Here is a 16,460-nt window from a genome sequence, read left to right on the forward strand (position 1 = left end):
CGTGAGGTCACCCGCCGGCCTTCACGCGGAGACGGTCACGCTGCCGCATCGTGGGACGCCGCGTCGACCAGCGCCGGGGCCAGATCCTCCCTGCGTATCCGCAGGTCGACGTAGAGCAGTCCGTTCACCAGCTGGGGGAAGGTGGCGGAGATGATCTGACTGAGCGTCTGGCCCAGCAGCGAGAGAACCAGATAACCCGACATGGTGGCGAAGACCTGAGCCGGGGTCGGGTCGTTCTGGACCGGCGCGTTCAGGTTCACGCTGCTGAACATGCCCACGATGCTGAACGGGAGCTGGATGAAGTAGCCCGCTCCCGCACCGATCGCCAGGCCCAGCAGCGATATACCGCAGGTCCGCCACCAGGAGCCCCGCACCAGCCGGGCCGATCGGCGCAGTGCGCCGATCGGCCCCTGCCGCTCGAACACCACTGCCGCCGGGGCCACGGTGAACAGCACCCAGAGCCAGGCGGCGGGCGGCGCGAGAGCCAGGGCCCCGACGACCCCGGTCACGATCGCCAGGCCCGTGCTGTCGTGGCTGACCGCCACGGCGATCAGACCACCGGCCACCCCGGCGATCAGCAGCAGCGGGAGCATGACGATCAGACCGCTCAGGAACAGCGTGCCGATGACCGAGGGCATTCTGGACCATGCCCGCCGCCAGACCGCACCGTAGGTGGTCGGCCTGCCGAGCACCGCCTCCTGGAGCACCACGGCGCAGGTCGCGTAGACCACGGCCGTGCACACCGTCAGCAGCAGTGCGGCGCCAATGATCACACCGAGGAACGAGATGACGAGCGGCCCGGCCTCGTGCCAGCCGATGCGGGGACGCTCGTCGGATGTGTCGAAGACCGTGTGGATCCGGTCCGAGAGCACCGCGTAGAGAATGGCCAGCGCTGCCCCCACGAGCACCGCCGCACCTCCGTAGACGGTCGCCGCGATGCCCAGCAGCTGTTTCCAGTAGCGGCTCACCGTGGCCGCCGCCCCGCCGAGTATGTCGCTGAGCCGCAGGGGCTGCAGCGGTATCACCCCCGGCTTGGGCGCTTGTGGAGGTATCCAGCCGCCCCAGCCCGCGCCCCATCCAGGAGCCCCTCCGTGCGGCGCACCTCCGTACGCCCCACCCCACCCCGAATCCTGTGCCACCGCTCACTCCGTCGCTTTGGTGGTGCGTCAGTCTCCGCACCGGACGGCACACCGTAACCGGTGCACGATGTGTACGGTCCTACGCATGCCCTACGTACTGCTTGCTGCAGCCATCGCGGCGGAGGTCGGCGGGACCACCGCCATGAAATACAGCGAGGGTTTCAGCAGACTGTGGCCCTCGATCGCGACGGTCATCGGCTATGTGCTCGCCTTCGCCCTGCTGGCGCAGGTGCTGAAGTCGATGTCGGTGGGCACGGCCTATGCGATCTGGGCGGGGGTGGGCACCGCGTCGATCGCGGTCATCGGGATGCTCTTCATGGGCGAGGCGGCAGGCGTGGCCCGGATCTCCGGGATCGCCCTGGTCATCATCGGCGTCGTGCTGCTCAATCTCGGCGGGTCCCATTGACGGCACGCCGCCGGGGCCCGGGCTCCGTCTCGCCGCACGGCGCCGCGAGGCGCGAGTCCGGTCGAGACCGCGTGCGGAGAGCACCGGCCCGGGTCATCGGCTCACCGCGGCGAGCGCGGCCCGCACACTCGCCTCGATGTCGGTGATCGGATAGAACGCGGCCCGGATCGTGCGGTCCCGGTCGATCACCAGAGTCAGCCGCTTCAGCCTGCTGACGCCGGCCGTGCGGAACGTCGGCAGCCGGAGCGCCGCCGTCAGGGCCAGGTCGGCGTCCGAGAGCAGCGGAAAGCGCAGCCCCTCCTTCTCGGCGAACGCCCGCTGTTCGTCGGGGCGCTGGGTCGACACACCGTGCACCGTCGCGTCCGCCGCGGTGAACTCGGCCAGCTGGTCGCGGTAGGTGCAGGACTCCAGGGTGCAGCCGGACGCCCCCGGGATCTCCGCCCAGCCGGGCGGGTAGGAGTCACGCTGCGCGTAGGCGCTCGGAAAGCAGTAGAGGACGGTATGCGCGGTACCCGCCGCGACCGGATCGCACGGAGCGCCGTCATGGCCCATGAGCCGTAGCTCGGGCACGCGTGTCCCGACCAGTCGGTGCACCCGCTCGGCCTCTTGCGAGGCCTCGGCCGTCGTCGCCATCGTCTCTCCTTCTCCGAGCACCCAGGAGTCGCCCCAGTCCTGGAGTGCGACCAGAACCGGAAGAAGGGCGCGGCCGCGCGGGGTGAGCCGGTACTCGTGGCGGACCGGCCGGTCCTGGTAGGGCTCCCTCGACAGCACCCCTGCTTCGACGAGCAGCCGGAGCCGCTCGGTGAGCACCTTGCGGGACATTCCGAGTTCCCGCTGGAGTGCTTCGAAGCGGTGGACACCGCGAGCGGTGTCCCGCACGATCAGCAGGGTCCACCAGTCGCCCACCACGTCCAGGGCCTGCGCGATGGAGCAGTTGGCGTCGTCCAGCCGGGTGCGCAGAGGCACGGCGCGCCCCTTCCGATTTCCGTAGGTGTTCGCGGAGCAGCTCTGCTCCGCGAACACCATGCTGCCATGGCTAGTTCCCAAAAGGAACTCACTCGATACGGCCGGTCGCTGAGACCGGTTCGCGGGTGCGGGGCCCGGCCGGTTAGGTTTTGGTCATGACCGACACGCTTTCGCAGGGTTCCCGTTCCACCGGCGCCGTGGCCGCCGGACTCGCCACCGTCACCGCCGACGGAACCGTCCTCGACACCTGGTTCCCCGCTCCCGAGCTCACCGCCGAGCCCGGCCCCTCGGGCACCGAGCGGCTCTCCGCCGAACGCGCCGAGGAGCTGCTGGGGCAGGCGGCGCCCAGGGCGCTCGGCGCCGACCGCCGCCGCGCGGTGGAGGTCATCGCCGTCCGTACGGTCATCGCCTCACTCGACGACAAGCCGCTGGACGCTCATGACGTCTATCTCCGCCTGCATCTGCTCTCGCACCGGCTGGTGCAGCCGCACGGCCAGAACCTCGACGGCATGTTCGGCCTGCTCGCCAACGTCGCCTGGACCTCCCTCGGCCCGGTCGCGGTGGACGACGTCGAGAAGGTGCGGCTCAACGCCCGTGCCGAGGGCCTGCATCTGCAGGTCACCTCGATCGACAAGTTCCCGCGGATGACGGACTACGTCGCGCCCAGGGGCGTACGGATCGCGGACGCCGACCGGGTGCGGCTCGGCGCGCATCTCGCCGACGGCACCACCGTCATGCATGAGGGCTTCGTCAACTTCAACGCGGGCACCCTCGGCACCTCCATGGTCGAGGGCCGGGTCTCCGCCGGGGTCGTGGTCGGCAACGGCTCCGACATCGGCGGCGGCGCCTCCACCATGGGTACGCTCTCCGGCGGTGGCAACGTCCGGATCAGCATCGGCGAGCGCTGCCTGATCGGCGCCGAGGCAGGGGTCGGGATCGCGCTGGGCGACGAGTGTGTCGTCGAGGCCGGGCTCTACGTCACCGCGGGCACCCGGGTGACCATGCCCGACGGGCAGATCATCAAGGCCCGTGAACTCTCCGGCGCTTCGAACATCCTTTACCGCCGCAACTCGGTGACCGGCAAGGTGGAGGCCCGGCCGAACAACGCGGTGTGGGACGGGCTCAACGAGGTTCTGCACAGCCACAACTGAGTGCGTCACAGGGCGCCGAGCAGCCCTTCGTACGCCGTGCGCAGCCCGTCGACCGCTTCGCGGCCGGCGGGCTGCAGCGGTTCCCGGACCGGACCGGCAGGCAGTCCGGCGAGGCCGAGCAGAGCCTTCGCGGTCACGGTGCCCGGCAAGCCCGACGCCATCATCGACTCCACCAGCGGAAGGACGAGCCGGTTGAGCTCAGCGGCCCGCGCCGGGTCCGCGGCGTCGTAGGTGTCCAGTACCGCCCGGAGCGGGCGCGGCGCCACATTCGCGACCGTGCTCACATAGCCCGCGCCGCCCACCGCGTACAGCGGCAGATTCAGCTCCTCGCAGCCCGAGTAGTACGCGAGGCCGGTGCGTGAGATGACCTTGGTGGAGCCCAGCAGGTCGTAGGCGCAGTCCTTGACCGCCGCGATGCGCGGATGCTCCGCGAGCCGCAGCAGGGTGTCGGTCTCGATACGGGTCCCGGTGCGGCCGGGAATGTTGTACAGCATGACCGGCAGCCCTGTGGCGTCCGCGACCGCGCGCAGGTGCGTCTCCACCGCCTCCTGCGGCGGCCGGCTGTAGTAGGGCGTCACCACCAGAAGGCCGTCGGCCCCCGCCCGTTCCGCCGCACCGGCGAGTTCGCATGTGTGCCGGGTCCACGCGCTCCCGACCCCCGCCACGATGTGTGCGCGGTCACCGACGGCCTCTGCCACAGCCCGCACCAGTGCCGTCTTCTCGGCGTCCGTGGTGGTCGGGGACTCCCCGGTGGTGCCACTGAGGACGAGCCCGTCGCAACCCGACCCGACCAGCCGGGCCGCGAGCTGCTGCGCGCCCGCCAGGTCGAGGTCACCGGTCGTGGTGAACGGCGTGATCATTGCGCAGAGAGAGCGCCCGAAGGGGCGTGACCCGGTCATGAGGGAAGTGTGGGCCCCGGAAAAGATAAAGGTCTACTTAGTTCTTCTTCGGGTGAACCACCAGAAACGCTGAACGGTGCCGCCGCCCGACGCGGTTCGCGGACGGACCCCGGCCGGCGCGGTGCACACCGCGGCGGCCGGGGTCCGCCCGTTCTCCGGCGGGGTCCCGCGCCGGCGGGCGATGTCCGGTGTCAGTCCCAACGCTTCCGCCTGCGCCACAGCACCAGCGGTACCGCGCCCATCAGACCGAGTGCTCCGGGTGCCGCTGCCGCGGCCGTGCTGATGCCGGACTGGCCGAAGGTGGAAGGAACCGGCAGGTCGTCCGCCCGGTTCAGCGGCCAGGCGACCACGACGGCCCGGCCCACCACGTCCTTCACCGGTACGGCTCCGCCGCCCGGCTTGTCCTGGTGGTAGCGCGAGTCGGCCGAGTACTGCCGGTGATCACCCATCACCCAGATGCGGTCGCTGGGCACCGTGATCTTGAATTGGCCCCCGGCGTCCGTGCTGCAGGCGGTGTTCCCGGGGAAGACATACGGCTCGTCGAGTGCCTTGCCGTTGACCTTGAGAGGGCCGCTGCCCTTGCATTCCACGGTGTCGCCTGCCACGCCGATGACCCGCTTGATCAGGTCCTTCTCGTCTGCGGACGGCATCAGTCCGACAGAGCCGAGCGCCTTCTGCACGGAGCTGGGCCTGCTCGTCGGCTCGTCGGCCAGCCAGCCGTCCGGATCGTGGAAGACCACGACCTCGCCGCGCTGAGGCTTCGAGCCGAACCAGGGGGTCAGCTTGTCGACCAGGACCCGGTCGCCCACCTTCAGGGTGTTCTCCATGGAGCCCGACGGGATCGAGAACGCCTGCAGCAGAAATGTCTTGATCAGCAGCGCCAGCACCAGCGCGATGATGATCAGCAGGGGCAGCTCCTTCCAGAAGGAGCGCTGCCTGTTCTGTCCCCCGTTCCGTCCCCCTGGGGCCCTGGTGTCCGCGGCATCGCTTCCCTGGTCCGGTTCTGTGCCGACCGTCACATCCCCACCCTTACTTCGTCCGGGAGCTGGATCATTTCTCCAGATCTTCCCACGCCATCGGGCCCGCACGGCCCATGGCCCGGCGTCGGGCGGGTGGCATCGGGCCGGTCGCGCCCCGGCGGGTGCGGATCCCGAGCCACCCGGGGGCAGTGGCGCACCCCGCCCCCGGGTTCCGCGCGGAGCGGGTTACGGGCGGAAACGCAGCACGCTCGGGTCGTGATCGCTGTTCTGGTCGGCGAACTCCGCGTTGATGTGGACGATGTCCAGGTCGTAGTTCTTGATCGTCGGGCTCACCAGAATCTGGTCCAGAATCTGCGAGTTGCCCTGATACACGTACGAGTACCGCTCGTTCTTCGGCAGCGAGTAGGCCGTCGCCTCCAGTGCGCGGCCGTCGGTGAGCAGCTTCGCGGTGCCGGAGAACTCGAAGTCGTTCAGGTCCCCGAGTACGACCACCTCGGCGCTCTTCTGCGCCGCGTGGATCTTCTTCACAAAGGTGTTCACGACCGTGGCCTGCAGGTGGCGGGCCGTCTCGGAGCTGCGGGTCGGCGGCTGGTACTGAGAGTCCAGCGCCTGGTCCCCGCCCTTGGACGAGAAGTGGTTGGCGACCACGAAGACCTTCTTGCCGCGGAAGGTGAACTCCCCGGCGAGGGGCTTGCGGCTGTTGGTCCAGGCCGTGTCGGCCGGGTCGATACGGCCGGGGGAGTAGGTGAGGGCCGCCTTGCCGTTCTTCGACACCACATCGGTGGCGGTGGTGGCGTTGCCGCCCGAGCGGTCGATGAAGTCGGCCCGGTCCGGGTTGTAGAGGAAGCCCTGGCGGATATTGCCGCCGGGCTCGCCGCCGTCCGCGAGGTCGACCGGATCGATGGAGCGCCATTCGTAACGGGGACCGCCGGCCGCGACGATCGCGTCGATGAACTTGCCGACCGTCACATCGGCGGCGACCACGCCGTCCTTCTTGGCGCCGTCGTTGTCCTGGACCTCCTCGATCGCGACGATGTCGGGCGATGCCAGATGGTCCACGATGCCTGCCGCGAGCTTGTCGAACTTGCTCTGCGGGTCCGTCGGGTCAAGGTTCTCCACGTTGTACGTGGCGACCGCCAGCTCGTTCTTCCGCTGCGGGCGAGTGACCTCGGGCGTGGTGCTGCCCGCCGTGACGGTGCCGAGCTGCCGTGCGGCCACGGTGTAGGTCCCGGCGTACTGGTTGTAGTCCAGCGGACCCTCGGTCGTGCCGGTCAGCGAGTCGCCGACGTTGGCCGCCGGGAAGGGCTGATCGGCCGTCGGGACCAGCGACTGGATCATCAGACGGCCGGTGTTCTGCGAGGTGTACGAGTTGTACAGGGTGCCGCCGCGCGGGGTCGGCCGCTCTCCCGGCTTCACGGTGACCCAGAGCTCGCTGTACGGGTCGGTGGCGCCGGTGACGCGCGAGGTGCCGATCCGGACGTTCATGCCCTCGAGGGATTCGTAGTGGTCGAGGGCGTACGTCCGCGGCCGCAGGGTCAGGCCGTTGATGGAGCCGCCCGCGGCCGGGTCGCCCTCCGGTGCGAAGGTGCCGGGGACGGAGCGGGAGTCGATGACCGTCGCGGCGGGCACGGCGTTGCCCGTCGAGTCGACCGTCACCGTCGGCTTGCCTATCTCGGTGATCGACTGGTTGCCGGATGCGGCGCCGCCCGGGACGTACTCGCTGACCGTGCCGGAGACCGTGACAGCGTCACCCACCGCGACGGCCGGCGTGGAGCTGGTGAAGACGAAGACGCCCTCGCTGGTCGCGGGGTCGGCGTCGGGGTGGGTGTCCTGGAACCAGAAACCCTTGGATCCGTACGTCCGGACCCCGGTCACGACGCCGGTAACACCTGCCACCTGCTGACCGGCGAGCGGAGACGTCCGGGTGGAGCCCTGGATGTCGTGGATGCGGACCTCGGCAGCGCTCGCGGAAGACGTGCCGACGAGCAGACCGGCGGCCAGCGCGGCGGCGACGACGGCGGCGACCGCGGTCGGTCTGGTGAGGACGAGGGAAGGTACGGCAGGCATCACGGAACTCCGGAAGGTGAGGGTGGAGCGGAGCGGTGGTCTACGTTCTACGCGCGTCAATCTCTTGTGTGAGCAGGGGAGTTGTCAAGGGTTCGCCGGTGGACGGAACCTGACGGGTACATGAACCAGGCCGCATGGGGCGAAATGCGTCTACGCTGGGCCGCGCCCGAAGCGAAAGCCCGTAAGTCCCGAGGAGAACCACCGATGTCCGGTGACCACCCCACCCTGCCGCCGGTGCGGCTGAACTCCGAAGCGGAGCTGGCTCGTGACGCGCTGGTCTCCCCGCTCTTCGCCCGTGCGGTGCGGCTGGCGCGCTGGGCGGGGCCGGGCACCCGGGTCGGTGCGGGCGGGGAACTGGCCGAGGACCAGCTGCCTGCTGCTGCCGCAGAGCTCGGACTGACGGCGGACGAGGACGGTGCGGCCGGTGCGAGCGAGGCCTGGCGTCTCGCCGTCGACACCGGTCTGGTCGAGGTCGACGAGGCCGAGGAGGAGGACGGGGAGGGCACGGCGGCGCCGGGCGGCAATCTGGAGCTGGTCACGTCGGGCAGTCCGCAGGAGATCCTCGCCCTCTGGCTGGACGGGCTGGAAACGGTGCATGCCGATGCCATCGCGCCGCAGTTCGACGACTTCGCGGACCTGGTCGGTGAGGACGGCGAGATCGACTTCGCGAAGCTGGAGTGGGACCCGGAGACGGAGGCGGAATTCCTCGACGGCGTGCTGGGCAATCTCTATCTGCTGACAGTCGCGGAGACCGGCCCCACCGACGCGCCCGTACCGCTGCCCGCACTCGCCGCGTCGATGATCGTCCCCGACGACATGGGAGAGCCCACCGACGACGTACTCGAGCAGGTGTCCGATGCGATGATGCGCCTGGACGACCAGTTCCGTCTCCTCGAACCGATCGGCCTTGTGGAGTACCGGCCGGTGGACGAGGCGCTGATGGCGGAGGAGCCCGACGCCGCATCGGAGCCGGTGGCACCGGTCGACGAAGAAGACGTCGCGCGGTACGGAATGGTCCGTCTCACCCCGCTCGGACTCTACGGTGTGCGGGCCCGGATGCTGGAGGCGGGCGTCGACGCACCGGCCGTCGGGGACCTCGCCGACAAGGACGCGGGCGCCCTCCTCGACGCCCTCGGACACTTTCCCCTGACGGCGGCCCGGGCGGAGACCGTGCTCTGGCTGACCGGCCGGGAACCCGCGTCCGCCGCGAAGGAGTTGCTGTCGGCCGCGCGAGGTGCGGACCGGGGTGCGCCGTTGCGGCGGCTGCACTGTCAGCAGGCGCTCGCGCTCGTCGCCGACGAGGCCGCTGAGGACGAGGTACGCGCGGTGCTCGACGACAAAGAGCTGGGCGGTCTCGCCCGGGTCTGGCTCGCGGAGCGCGGCTCCGCCGATGTGCCGCCGCCCCCGGAGACCATGATCTTCTGGCTGGCGATCGACACACTGGCCGCGCAGCTGGAGGCGGACGGTGAGGTGGAGGAGCTCCAGGGGCTGGTCGAAGGGCTGACCGGACAGCACAGTGGTTTCTTCGACGCGGCGTGGCGGGTCGACCACCCTGCGACAGCCGATGTGCTCGAGGCCATGGGGCGTCTGCACCCGGACAAGAAGGCCGCGAAGGACGCACGCAAGGCGGCCTTCAAGGCGCGGTCGCGGGCCTGAGGTCCGGGACGACGGGCCGGCGGGAGCCCGTCGGGGGACGGACCGGCGCCGGCGTAAAGCTCCTGAGGCCGCTCACGGCGGCGCCTCGCCGCCCGCCAGGCTCGGGCGCCGGAGACCGGGCCCGGCGCGGCGCCCCGGCCGGTCAGGTCCGCAGGTGCGAGGCGCCGTTGAGATCGAGCACGGTGCCCGACGACCACTCCGCGGCCGGTGAGGCGAGCCAGAGCACGGCTGCCGCGATCTCGTCCGCCGATGCCACCCGCCCGAAGGGCGACTGAGCCCGGATCGCCTCGCCCTCGGCCCCGCTCAGCCGGTGTGCCACCCGTTCGGTCTCGAAGAATCCGGGGGCGACCGAAGCGACGCCGATCCCGTACGGCGCGAGCGAGACCGCCAGCGACTGGCCGAGTGCGTGCACCGCCGCCTTGGTCGCGCCGTACGCCGGGTGATCGGGCTCACCGCGGAATGCGCCGCGTGAACCGATGTTGACGATCCGGCCGCCCGTCCCTCCGTCGATCATGCGGCGCCCGGCGAGGTGGCTGAGATGTGCCGTGGCCAGCAGATTGACGGCCACATGCTGCTGCCAGGCGGCCACCCACTCCTCGTACGGCGTCTCGGGAAGCGGGTGGCGCACATTCACCGCGGCGTTGTTCACGAGTACGTCGATCCCGCCCAGTTCCGCGGCGGTGCGTCCGGCGACGTCGGCCGCACCGGCGGGGTCCGACAGGTCGCCGCCCACCAGCACATGGCCGCTGCCGCTGAGCGATTCCAGCGTCCGCAGTGCCTGGGCCTCCCGGGATGCGTAGTGCACCGCGACCCGGTCGCCGTTGGCCGCGAAGACGCGGGCGACGGCGCGTCCCAGGCCGCGCGAGGCGCCGCTGATGAGGACACGCCGGCCGGTTGTTGGGAATTCCATGGGGAAATGCCTCTCGAAGACGTGCGACGTTCAACCGCCGTTTATACGCGGGCGGGACGGTGAGCCCGCAAACGACTCAGCCGTCCGTGTACCTCAGGAGACTCGCGATGCCGCTCAGCCGCAGGGAATTCAGCAGACAGTCCGCGCTCACCGGTGCGGGCGTGGCCCTGACGGGGGCCGTCGGAGCGCTTGCCACCGCCCCCGGGGCCCTCGCCGCGACCGAGCCGTCCGCCGACGGTCACGGCGCCGGTCACGACGACGCCCACGGTCACGGCCACCGGGAGCCCGGCTACGGCGCCCTGGTGGCCGATCCCGCCGGTCTGCTCGCGCTGCCAGAGGGGTTCTCCTATCGCGTCATCACCCGCACGGGGGTGACCATGCTCGAGTCCGGCGAGACCACTCCCTCCAACCACGACGGAACCGCGGCCTTCGCGGGCCCGCGCGGCACCACACTGCTGGTCAACAACCATGAACTGGGCGGACCACGCTCCAGGATCCCCCATCCGGTGCCGCACATCGAGGGGCTGGTCTACGACCCCGCGGCGGGCGGTGGCTGCACGGTCGTCGAGGTGCACCGCAGTGGCGAGGTCGCCGAATGGGTCGGCATCGCGGGTACGGCCACCAACTGCGCGGGCGGCAGCACTCCGTGGGGCACCTGGCTGACCTGCGAGGAGACCGAGGACAAGGCCGGCGCCAACGGTATGACCAAGGATCACGGCTATGTGTTCGAGGTCGATCCGCGGGACAGCAGAGCCAACCAGGCACCCCGGCCGATCAAGGCACTCGGCCGCTATGCGCACGAGGCCGTCGTGGTCGACCCGGGGAGCGGTCATCTCTATCTGACCGAGGACGCGGCAGGCCCCAACGGGCTGCTCTACCGCTGGACACCCCCGGAGCAGGGGTTCCGGCACGGCCGCGGACAGCTGGGGAGCCTTACGGACACGGCCGGTGTGCTGCAGGCCGCGAAGTGCTACGACCGGCACGGAAGATTCGTCGACGACCTGTCCCGCGCCACGCGTACCGGCACGGTCTACGGCGTCGACTGGGCGGATGTGCCGGACCGTGACGCGAAGTCGGTCTCGGTGCGCAAGCAGTTCGCCGACGGAGCGGTGACCCGCGCCAGGAAGCTGGAGGGCATGTGGTGGGCCGACGGCGGCACCTACATCGTGTCCTCGTTCGCCCGCGACGAGAGCCCTGTCCAGCACGACGGACAGGTGTGGTTCTACGACGCCAAGCGGCGCACACTGACGCTGAAGGTCCTTCTCGGGGTGAACCGCGACCCCGCGTCGGACGGCGCCTTCGACGGCCCCGACAACATCACCGTGTCCCCCTACGGCGGTCTGGTCATCGCTGAGGACGGCGAGGGGGTGCAGCACCTCTTCGGCGCCACCGACGGCGGCCGTACATATCCGATCGCCAGGAACGAACTCAACATCGGGACGGCGGAGGAACCCGAGTACAGCGAGTTCACCGGCGTGACGTTCTCGCCCGACGGACGGACGCTCTTCGCGAATATCCAGACACCGGGCATCATGCTGGCCATCACGGGACCCTGGAAGCGCCAGAACCGCTAGAAGCGTGCGGTCCCACGGCCCGGAATCCGGTCACCGGATGCCGGGCCGAGGGACAGACATGGCGTGAGGGGGGCTCGCGGGCGCATACTGACAGCAATGACTAAGTCAGCCGGATCCCGGCGCCACCTGCCCTCCAGTCCCTTCAACCGCCCGGCCCAAGCTGCCGCACCGATCGAGATTTTCGATGTGGGAGACCGGGTTTCGCATGATCAGTTCGGGCTCGGAAGAGTCATCGGAATCGAGGGCGACAATGACGCCGTGCTCATCGACTTCTCCGGGCGTCAGGGGAGGATCCTCAGCCCATACGCCAAGCTGACCAAGCTCTGAGTCCCGCCAGGACCGGTCGGCTACGGGCCGGGCGCCCGCCCTTGACCATGAGGGCGGCGACCGGGACCGCACACAGCGTGATCAGTGCGCCCGCGAGGAAGGCGCTGGTCTCGCCTTCCTTCAGTACGGCGTGAGGTGACCCGGTGCAATGCCGGGTCACCGTTCCGCAGACCATGAGCAGGACCGGACGACCCGGCGCGCCGCCCAGCGACTGACGGGTCCGGAGCGGCCCGGATGCGGCCCCGCCTCCGTGCCCGACGCCGGCGAGGGCCGTCGCGTTTCAGCGGCACGAGACCCAGGCAGGCCCCGAGGCCCAGCACCACCAGAGGTCCACCAGAGGGGCTATCAGCCCGCGCGGGTACCGGTGGGGTCACCGGTCAGTGGGCCCGCGGCCGATGAGATCAGCGGCGCGGTGCCGGTGAGAACTCCGGCCACATCGACGTGCCCGGCGTGCCGTGGCGGTGCCTGTGGGTAACCGGGCAGCACGGGTGCGACAGGGCGGCGCCGGTACACCGCATTGATCAGGAGGACCGAGCGCCAGAAGTCCGGGCGGCGGGCATCGCGCCCGCGAACTCTCCGACCGGCGCGCCGCCGCGCGTCATCGAGGCATGGACGCGGAGTGCGTCGTCGCGGCGGCGGTCTCAAGAACATGGGCGGTGATCAGGGCGAGTGTGCTCGGTGCGGTGAGCGCGGAGCCGGCGCCCCGCGAGGCCGAAGCCCTGCCCCTGGCGGCTGTCCGGGAGGCCTGCATTGACGACCGTGGAGTCGATGGCGACCATGAAGCAGGCCGTGACGATGACGGCGAGAACCCGGTTCGCGAGGAGCACTGATGCCGAAGCCGATGCGGGCCGACGCGCGCCGCAACTACGAACGCCTCGTTCGCGAGGCGGCGCCGGCCTTCGCCGCGCGGGGCGCCGACGCGTCGCTCGACGACATCGCCAGGCGCGCCGGGGTCGGCTCGGGCACGCTCTACCGGCACTTCCCGACCCGTCAGGATCTCCTCGAAGCGGTCTATGCCGACTCCATCGGGGAACTCGTCTGCCAGGCTGCCGAGTTCAGCGCCTCGGCGCGGCCGCCGGGCGAGGCGCTGAGCGACTGGCTGCAGAAACTCGCCGAGCAGGTGATCCATCTCCGCGGCCTGAAGACGCTGCTCGGGGCCGCGATGGCCGATGGCGGCCCGCCGGTGATCACCACCTGCAGCGGCCGGCTCAGGGGTGCGGCGGGTGACCTGCTCGCGGCGGCACAACAGGCCGGCGAGGTGCGCGCCGATCTGCAGGTCACGGAGCTGCTGCGGCTGACCCACGCCGTCACGACGGCAGCAGAGCCGGGCTCGGGCGACAGGTGCGGGATCGCCCGCTACCTCTCGCTGATGCTCGACGGGATCGGCTGCGCCGGGCCCGGTCGGGCCGGTGCCGGTCGCGGCGGGGCGGGCGACCGGGCAGCGGGCGCGGCGTGAGGGGCGCGGGCGCACCTGGAACGGGTTCCGGGGGGCGGGAAACAGGACAGGATTCCGGGAGCGGGCGACCGGAGGAACCGGCGATGCTGCCCGAAACCGGGCCGGAGAACGGGCGCAGGCCGGTGCTCTGCCAGATGTGCGGCAGGCCGCTGAAGGGACGGGCGTCACGGCGAACGGGGCTGGGGCCTGCCTGCGACGCGAAGCTGCATCCCGCGGGCCCGGACATCAGGGCCCGCCGCCATGAGGTGGACCAGGAGACGCTTCCAGGGATCGAGTGAGCGCGGACGGGCGGCGCCGATTGTCGTCCTGGTGTTCTCGGGAAGGGCGGACCCGGCGCAGCTGCGAACCCGAACAGACCGGCAGGTGTCCTTGCCGGCCGGTCGCGCGCACAGTCGGCCGGATGGCGGCCGAGGGGTGTTCCTAAGCGGCCGGCTCGATCCCGCCCTGTATCGCCGCGGCCCACTCCACCAGCAGCACTTCGTAGTCCTCCGACGGCCACTCGGCATCTGTCGTCTGGGCATCGACGAGCCGGCGGATGGCGTCGTTGGCCTCGGAGGCGGCAGGTGTGGTGGACATGTGAACAAGGCTACGGCCTGCCACTGACAGTTAACCCTCATCTGCGCGTGGTATCGGTCACGTGTTCTGGAGGCAACCGTGGCACCGGTCACCCGAATAGGGTATTGGTGCAGGTCAGGGGAGTAACGCGGCGACGGTGGCATCGAGTTCGTCCGCAGGCGGACTCTTTTCGGCCGTGCGACCCTGCTCACACGGGCGGGATCTCCAGCACCACCAGACCTTCACGCACGCCGTCCTTGACCGAGATCCTGCCCTCGCTGATCGCGATACAGGTGCCGGTGTCCAGCGTGAGGGTGGCATCGGGCCGGTCCGCGGGGCCGTCGCCGTAGAGCGGCCGGCCGTTGTCGGTGCGCACATGGAAGACGCCCTCGTCCAGACGCACCTCGACCACGTTCGCGCCGAGATCCTCCAGGCGGCGCGCGAGGGGGATGGCGAACCAGTGCGCCCGGAGCGCGTCGGTGGGACGGCGATCGGCCAGTGCCGGGGCGCCCCAGTCGGCCAGCGCGGTGAGGACCGGCAGCAGCTCCAGTCCGCGCGGGGTCAGTTCGTACACGGACACCGCACCGGGCGGCGGCAGTTTACGCCGGGTCGTCAGTCCGTCGCGTTCCATGTCCTTCAGCCGGGAGGCGAGGACATCGGTGCTCACACCGGGCAGGTCCGCGTGCAGGTCCGTGTAGCGGCGGGGGCCGGCCAGCAGCTCCCGGACGATCAGCAGGGTCCACCGGTCCCCGACGGTGTCGAGGGCACGGGCTGCGGCGCAGTACTGGTCGTAACGTCGGCGTGGCATGCGACGCAGTCTAGACAAGAAGTTGGACTTTCCAAGCTGCTACTTGGTAAAACCAAGTGAAGCAAGTGAGACCTGGGAGGGCCACGGCATGGAGTTCCGCCAGTCCAACAAGTTGAGCGAGGTCTGTTACGAGATCCGGGGCCCGGTGATCGAACACGCCGACGCGCTGGAGGAAGCGGGCCACAGCGTGCTCCGTCTCAACACCGGAAACCCTGCCCTCTTCGGCTTCGAGGCTCCGGAGGAGATCGTCCAGGACATGATCCGGATGCTGCCCCGGGCGCATGGCTACACCGATTCCAGAGGTGTCCTCTCGGCCCGCCGCGCCGTCGTGCAGCGCTACCAGGACCTGGGTCTCGCCGATGTCACCGTCGACGACGTCTTTCTCGGGAACGGTGTGTCCGAGCTGATCTCCATGGCGATGCAGGCACTGATCGAGGACGGCGACGAAGTCCTCATTCCCGCACCGGACTTCCCGCTGTGGACTGCGGTGACCACGCTGGCGGGCGGCAAGGCCGTGCACTACATCTGTGATGAATCCGCCGACTGGAACCCCGACCTCGACGACATGGCGTCGAGGATCACCGATCGCACCAAGGCCCTGGTGATCATCAATCCCAACAACCCCACCGGCGCCGTCTATCCGCGCGAGGTCGTCGAGGGCATGCTCGGCCTCGCCCGACGGCACGGCCTGATGGTCCTCGCCGACGAGATCTATGACCAGATCCTGTATGACGACGCGGTCCATCACAGCGCGGCGGCCCTCGCCCCTGACCTGTTGGTACTGACCTTCTGCGGTCTCTCGAAGACCTACCGGGTGGCCGGCTTCCGCTCCGGCTGGCTGGTCGTCACGGGCCCGAAACAGCACGCGAGGAACTACCTCGAAGGCCTCACCATGCTGGCCTCCATGCGGCTGTGCGCCAATGCGCCGGCGCAGTACGCCATCCAGGCCGCGCTGGGCGGACGCCAGTCCATCAGGGAGCTGACCGCGCCGGGCGGCCGTCTGCACGAACAGCGTGACAGGGCATGGGAGAAGCTCAACGAGATCCCGGGTGTCTCCTGCGTGAAGCCCAAGGGGGCGCTGTACGCCTTCCCGCGGCTGGACCCCAAGATTCACAGGATCCACGACGACGAGAAGTTCGTCCTCGATCTGCTGCTGCGCGAGAAGATCCAGGTCGTCCAGGGCACCGGCTTCAACTGGCCGCGCCCCGACCACTTCCGGATCCTGACCCTTCCGCACGCCGACGACCTCGATGCCGCGATCAGCCGTATCGGCCGCTTCCTGAACGGCTATCGCCAGTGACTTCGCACACCGGCTCGCTCCGGCGCTCGGTCTGCGCCCCGGGCAGCGGCTCGGCGTACGGGGCGTCACATCGGCGCTCGGCCGGCCGCTGCCTCTTTTTTCGGGCTGAAGGACATCGTCCAGGCCCGTCGCATGATGGAGCGCAACGCGGCCCTGGAGAAGATCGTGGTGCTCCCGACGGGCTGATCGGGCTCCCGCGGGGAACGGCGCCCTCTCAGCGGACCCGGCCCCGGGGAGCGCCCGTTCACTTCCCCGACAAGCCCTGG

At 70.2% G+C, this 16,460-nt stretch carries 17 protein-coding genes; 9 read left to right on the forward strand and 8 right to left on the reverse strand.

All coding sequences use genetic code 11. The features are described 5' to 3' along the window. Positions 1–35: 35 nt before the first annotated feature. A complete protein-coding gene (locus OHS16_RS24585) occupies positions 36–1,139 on the reverse strand; it encodes a DUF7847 domain-containing protein (RefSeq protein WP_328539417.1) in 1,104 nt (367 codons plus the stop codon). 85 nt (positions 1,140–1,224) lie between these two features. On the opposite strand from OHS16_RS24585, the gene OHS16_RS24590 reads away from it, so the two are divergent. After that, on the forward strand, positions 1,225–1,545 hold the full coding sequence (locus OHS16_RS24590; RefSeq protein ID WP_328539418.1) for a DMT family transporter: 321 nt from the start codon (positions 1,225–1,227) through the stop codon (positions 1,543–1,545). A 93-nt stretch (positions 1,546–1,638) separates the two neighbouring features. On the opposite strand, the gene OHS16_RS24595 is transcribed toward OHS16_RS24590, so the two are convergent. Further along, complete coding sequence (locus tag OHS16_RS24595; RefSeq protein ID WP_328539419.1) at positions 1,639–2,511, reverse strand: winged helix-turn-helix transcriptional regulator; 873 nt, start codon at positions 2,509–2,511, stop codon at positions 1,639–1,641. A 155-nt stretch (positions 2,512–2,666) separates the two neighbouring features. Here OHS16_RS24595 and dapD point away from each other — a divergent pair, with 155 nt between their 5' ends. Beyond that, the gene (dapD, locus tag OHS16_RS24600) at positions 2,667–3,662 is read left to right on the forward strand and encodes a 2,3,4,5-tetrahydropyridine-2,6-dicarboxylate N-succinyltransferase (protein ID WP_328539420.1); all 996 of its coding nucleotides are present in this window, start codon (positions 2,667–2,669) and stop codon (positions 3,660–3,662) included. 5 nt (positions 3,663–3,667) lie between these two features. Here dapD and dapA read toward each other — a convergent pair whose 3' ends face one another. The 3 genes from dapA to OHS16_RS24615 all read right to left on the reverse strand — a co-directional run bounded on the left by dapA (position 3,668) and on the right by OHS16_RS24615 (position 7,608). After that, positions 3,668–4,561, reverse strand: a complete 894-nt coding sequence (dapA, locus tag OHS16_RS24605; RefSeq protein WP_328539421.1) for a 4-hydroxy-tetrahydrodipicolinate synthase — start codon at positions 4,559–4,561, stop codon at positions 3,668–3,670. Between the two features lie 191 nt (positions 4,562–4,752). After that, a complete protein-coding gene (gene lepB / locus OHS16_RS24610) occupies positions 4,753–5,580 on the reverse strand; it encodes a signal peptidase I (RefSeq protein ID WP_328539422.1) in 828 nt (275 codons plus the stop codon). Positions 5,581–5,766: 186 nt separating this feature from the next. Then, positions 5,767–7,608, reverse strand: coding sequence for an endonuclease/exonuclease/phosphatase family protein (locus tag OHS16_RS24615; RefSeq protein WP_328539423.1), 1,842 nt, complete (start codon positions 7,606–7,608; stop codon positions 5,767–5,769). Positions 7,609–7,812: 204 nt separating this feature from the next. Between OHS16_RS24615 and OHS16_RS24620 the strand changes: the two genes are divergently transcribed. Continuing rightward, complete coding sequence (locus tag OHS16_RS24620; protein WP_328539424.1) at positions 7,813–9,264, forward strand: hypothetical protein; 1,452 nt, start codon at positions 7,813–7,815, stop codon at positions 9,262–9,264. Between the two features lie 142 nt (positions 9,265–9,406). Here OHS16_RS24620 and OHS16_RS24625 read toward each other — a convergent pair whose 3' ends face one another. Beyond that, positions 9,407–10,174, reverse strand: coding sequence for an SDR family NAD(P)-dependent oxidoreductase (locus OHS16_RS24625; RefSeq protein WP_328539425.1), 768 nt, complete (start codon positions 10,172–10,174; stop codon positions 9,407–9,409). A 107-nt stretch (positions 10,175–10,281) separates the two neighbouring features. Between OHS16_RS24625 and OHS16_RS24630 the strand changes: the two genes are divergently transcribed. The 5 genes from OHS16_RS24630 to OHS16_RS24650 all read left to right on the forward strand — a co-directional run bounded on the left by OHS16_RS24630 (position 10,282) and on the right by OHS16_RS24650 (position 13,809). Then, entirely contained in the window at positions 10,282–11,748 is a 1,467-nt protein-coding gene (locus OHS16_RS24630; RefSeq protein ID WP_328539426.1) for an alkaline phosphatase PhoX, read from the forward strand. A gap of 96 nt (positions 11,749–11,844) precedes the next feature. Beyond that, a complete protein-coding gene (locus OHS16_RS24635; protein ID WP_164267523.1) occupies positions 11,845–12,075 on the forward strand; it encodes a CarD family transcriptional regulator in 231 nt (76 codons plus the stop codon). 608 nt (positions 12,076–12,683) lie between these two features. Next, complete coding sequence (locus OHS16_RS24640) at positions 12,684–12,905, forward strand: hypothetical protein (protein ID WP_328539427.1); 222 nt, start codon at positions 12,684–12,686, stop codon at positions 12,903–12,905. Further along, positions 12,905–13,531, forward strand: coding sequence for a TetR/AcrR family transcriptional regulator (locus tag OHS16_RS24645; RefSeq protein ID WP_328539428.1), 627 nt, complete (start codon positions 12,905–12,907; stop codon positions 13,529–13,531). The genes OHS16_RS24640 and OHS16_RS24645 overlap by 1 nt, the downstream gene beginning before the upstream one ends. 83 nt (positions 13,532–13,614) lie before the next feature. After that, positions 13,615–13,809 (forward strand): DUF6011 domain-containing protein, encoded by a 195-nt coding sequence (locus OHS16_RS24650; protein WP_328539429.1) that lies wholly within the window; start codon positions 13,615–13,617, stop codon positions 13,807–13,809. Positions 13,810–13,951: 142 nt separating this feature from the next. On the opposite strand, the gene OHS16_RS24655 is transcribed toward OHS16_RS24650, so the two are convergent. Beyond that, positions 13,952–14,107: a hypothetical protein gene (locus tag OHS16_RS24655; protein WP_328539430.1), complete on the reverse strand. Its 156-nt coding sequence runs from the start codon at positions 14,105–14,107 to the stop codon at positions 13,952–13,954. Positions 14,108–14,294: 187 nt separating this feature from the next. Beyond that, complete coding sequence (locus OHS16_RS24660; RefSeq protein ID WP_328539431.1) at positions 14,295–14,894, reverse strand: winged helix-turn-helix transcriptional regulator; 600 nt, start codon at positions 14,892–14,894, stop codon at positions 14,295–14,297. Between the two features lie 88 nt (positions 14,895–14,982). On the opposite strand from OHS16_RS24660, the gene OHS16_RS24665 reads away from it, so the two are divergent. Continuing rightward, positions 14,983–16,194 carry a pyridoxal phosphate-dependent aminotransferase gene (locus tag OHS16_RS24665; RefSeq protein ID WP_328539432.1) on the forward strand — a complete coding sequence of 404 codons (1,212 nt, stop codon included), beginning with the start codon at positions 14,983–14,985 and terminating at the stop codon, positions 16,192–16,194. Positions 16,195–16,460: the final 266 nt, after the last annotated feature.

Source organism: Streptomyces sp. NBC_00344, assembly GCF_036088315.1.
In the GTDB taxonomy this organism is placed as follows: Bacteria; Actinomycetota; Actinomycetes; order Streptomycetales; family Streptomycetaceae; genus Streptomyces.

Coding starts and splice junctions, on each gene's coding strand:
- OHS16_RS24590 (WP_328539418.1), top strand. CDS start 1,225: ATGCCCTACGTACTGCTTGCTGCAGCCATCGCGGCGGAGGTCGGCGGG.
- dapD (WP_328539420.1), top strand. CDS start 2,667: ATGACCGACACGCTTTCGCAGGGTTCCCGTTCCACCGGCGCCGTGGCC.
- dapA (WP_328539421.1), bottom strand. CDS start 4,561: ATGACCGGGTCACGCCCCTTCGGGCGCTCTCTCTGCGCAATGATCACG.
- OHS16_RS24615 (WP_328539423.1), bottom strand. CDS start 7,608: ATGCCTGCCGTACCTTCCCTCGTCCTCACCAGACCGACCGCGGTCGCC.
- OHS16_RS24620 (WP_328539424.1), top strand. CDS start 7,813: ATGTCCGGTGACCACCCCACCCTGCCGCCGGTGCGGCTGAACTCCGAA.
- OHS16_RS24625 (WP_328539425.1), bottom strand. CDS start 10,174: ATGGAATTCCCAACAACCGGCCGGCGTGTCCTCATCAGCGGCGCCTCG.
- OHS16_RS24630 (WP_328539426.1), top strand. CDS start 10,282: ATGCCGCTCAGCCGCAGGGAATTCAGCAGACAGTCCGCGCTCACCGGT.
- OHS16_RS24635 (WP_164267523.1), top strand. CDS start 11,845: ATGACTAAGTCAGCCGGATCCCGGCGCCACCTGCCCTCCAGTCCCTTC.
- OHS16_RS24640 (WP_328539427.1), top strand. CDS start 12,684: ATGGACGCGGAGTGCGTCGTCGCGGCGGCGGTCTCAAGAACATGGGCG.
- OHS16_RS24645 (WP_328539428.1), top strand. CDS start 12,905: ATGCCGAAGCCGATGCGGGCCGACGCGCGCCGCAACTACGAACGCCTC.
- OHS16_RS24650 (WP_328539429.1), top strand. CDS start 13,615: ATGCTGCCCGAAACCGGGCCGGAGAACGGGCGCAGGCCGGTGCTCTGC.
- OHS16_RS24655 (WP_328539430.1), bottom strand. CDS start 14,107: ATGTCCACCACACCTGCCGCCTCCGAGGCCAACGACGCCATCCGCCGG.
- OHS16_RS24660 (WP_328539431.1), bottom strand. CDS start 14,894: ATGCCACGCCGACGTTACGACCAGTACTGCGCCGCAGCCCGTGCCCTC.
- OHS16_RS24665 (WP_328539432.1), top strand. CDS start 14,983: ATGGAGTTCCGCCAGTCCAACAAGTTGAGCGAGGTCTGTTACGAGATC.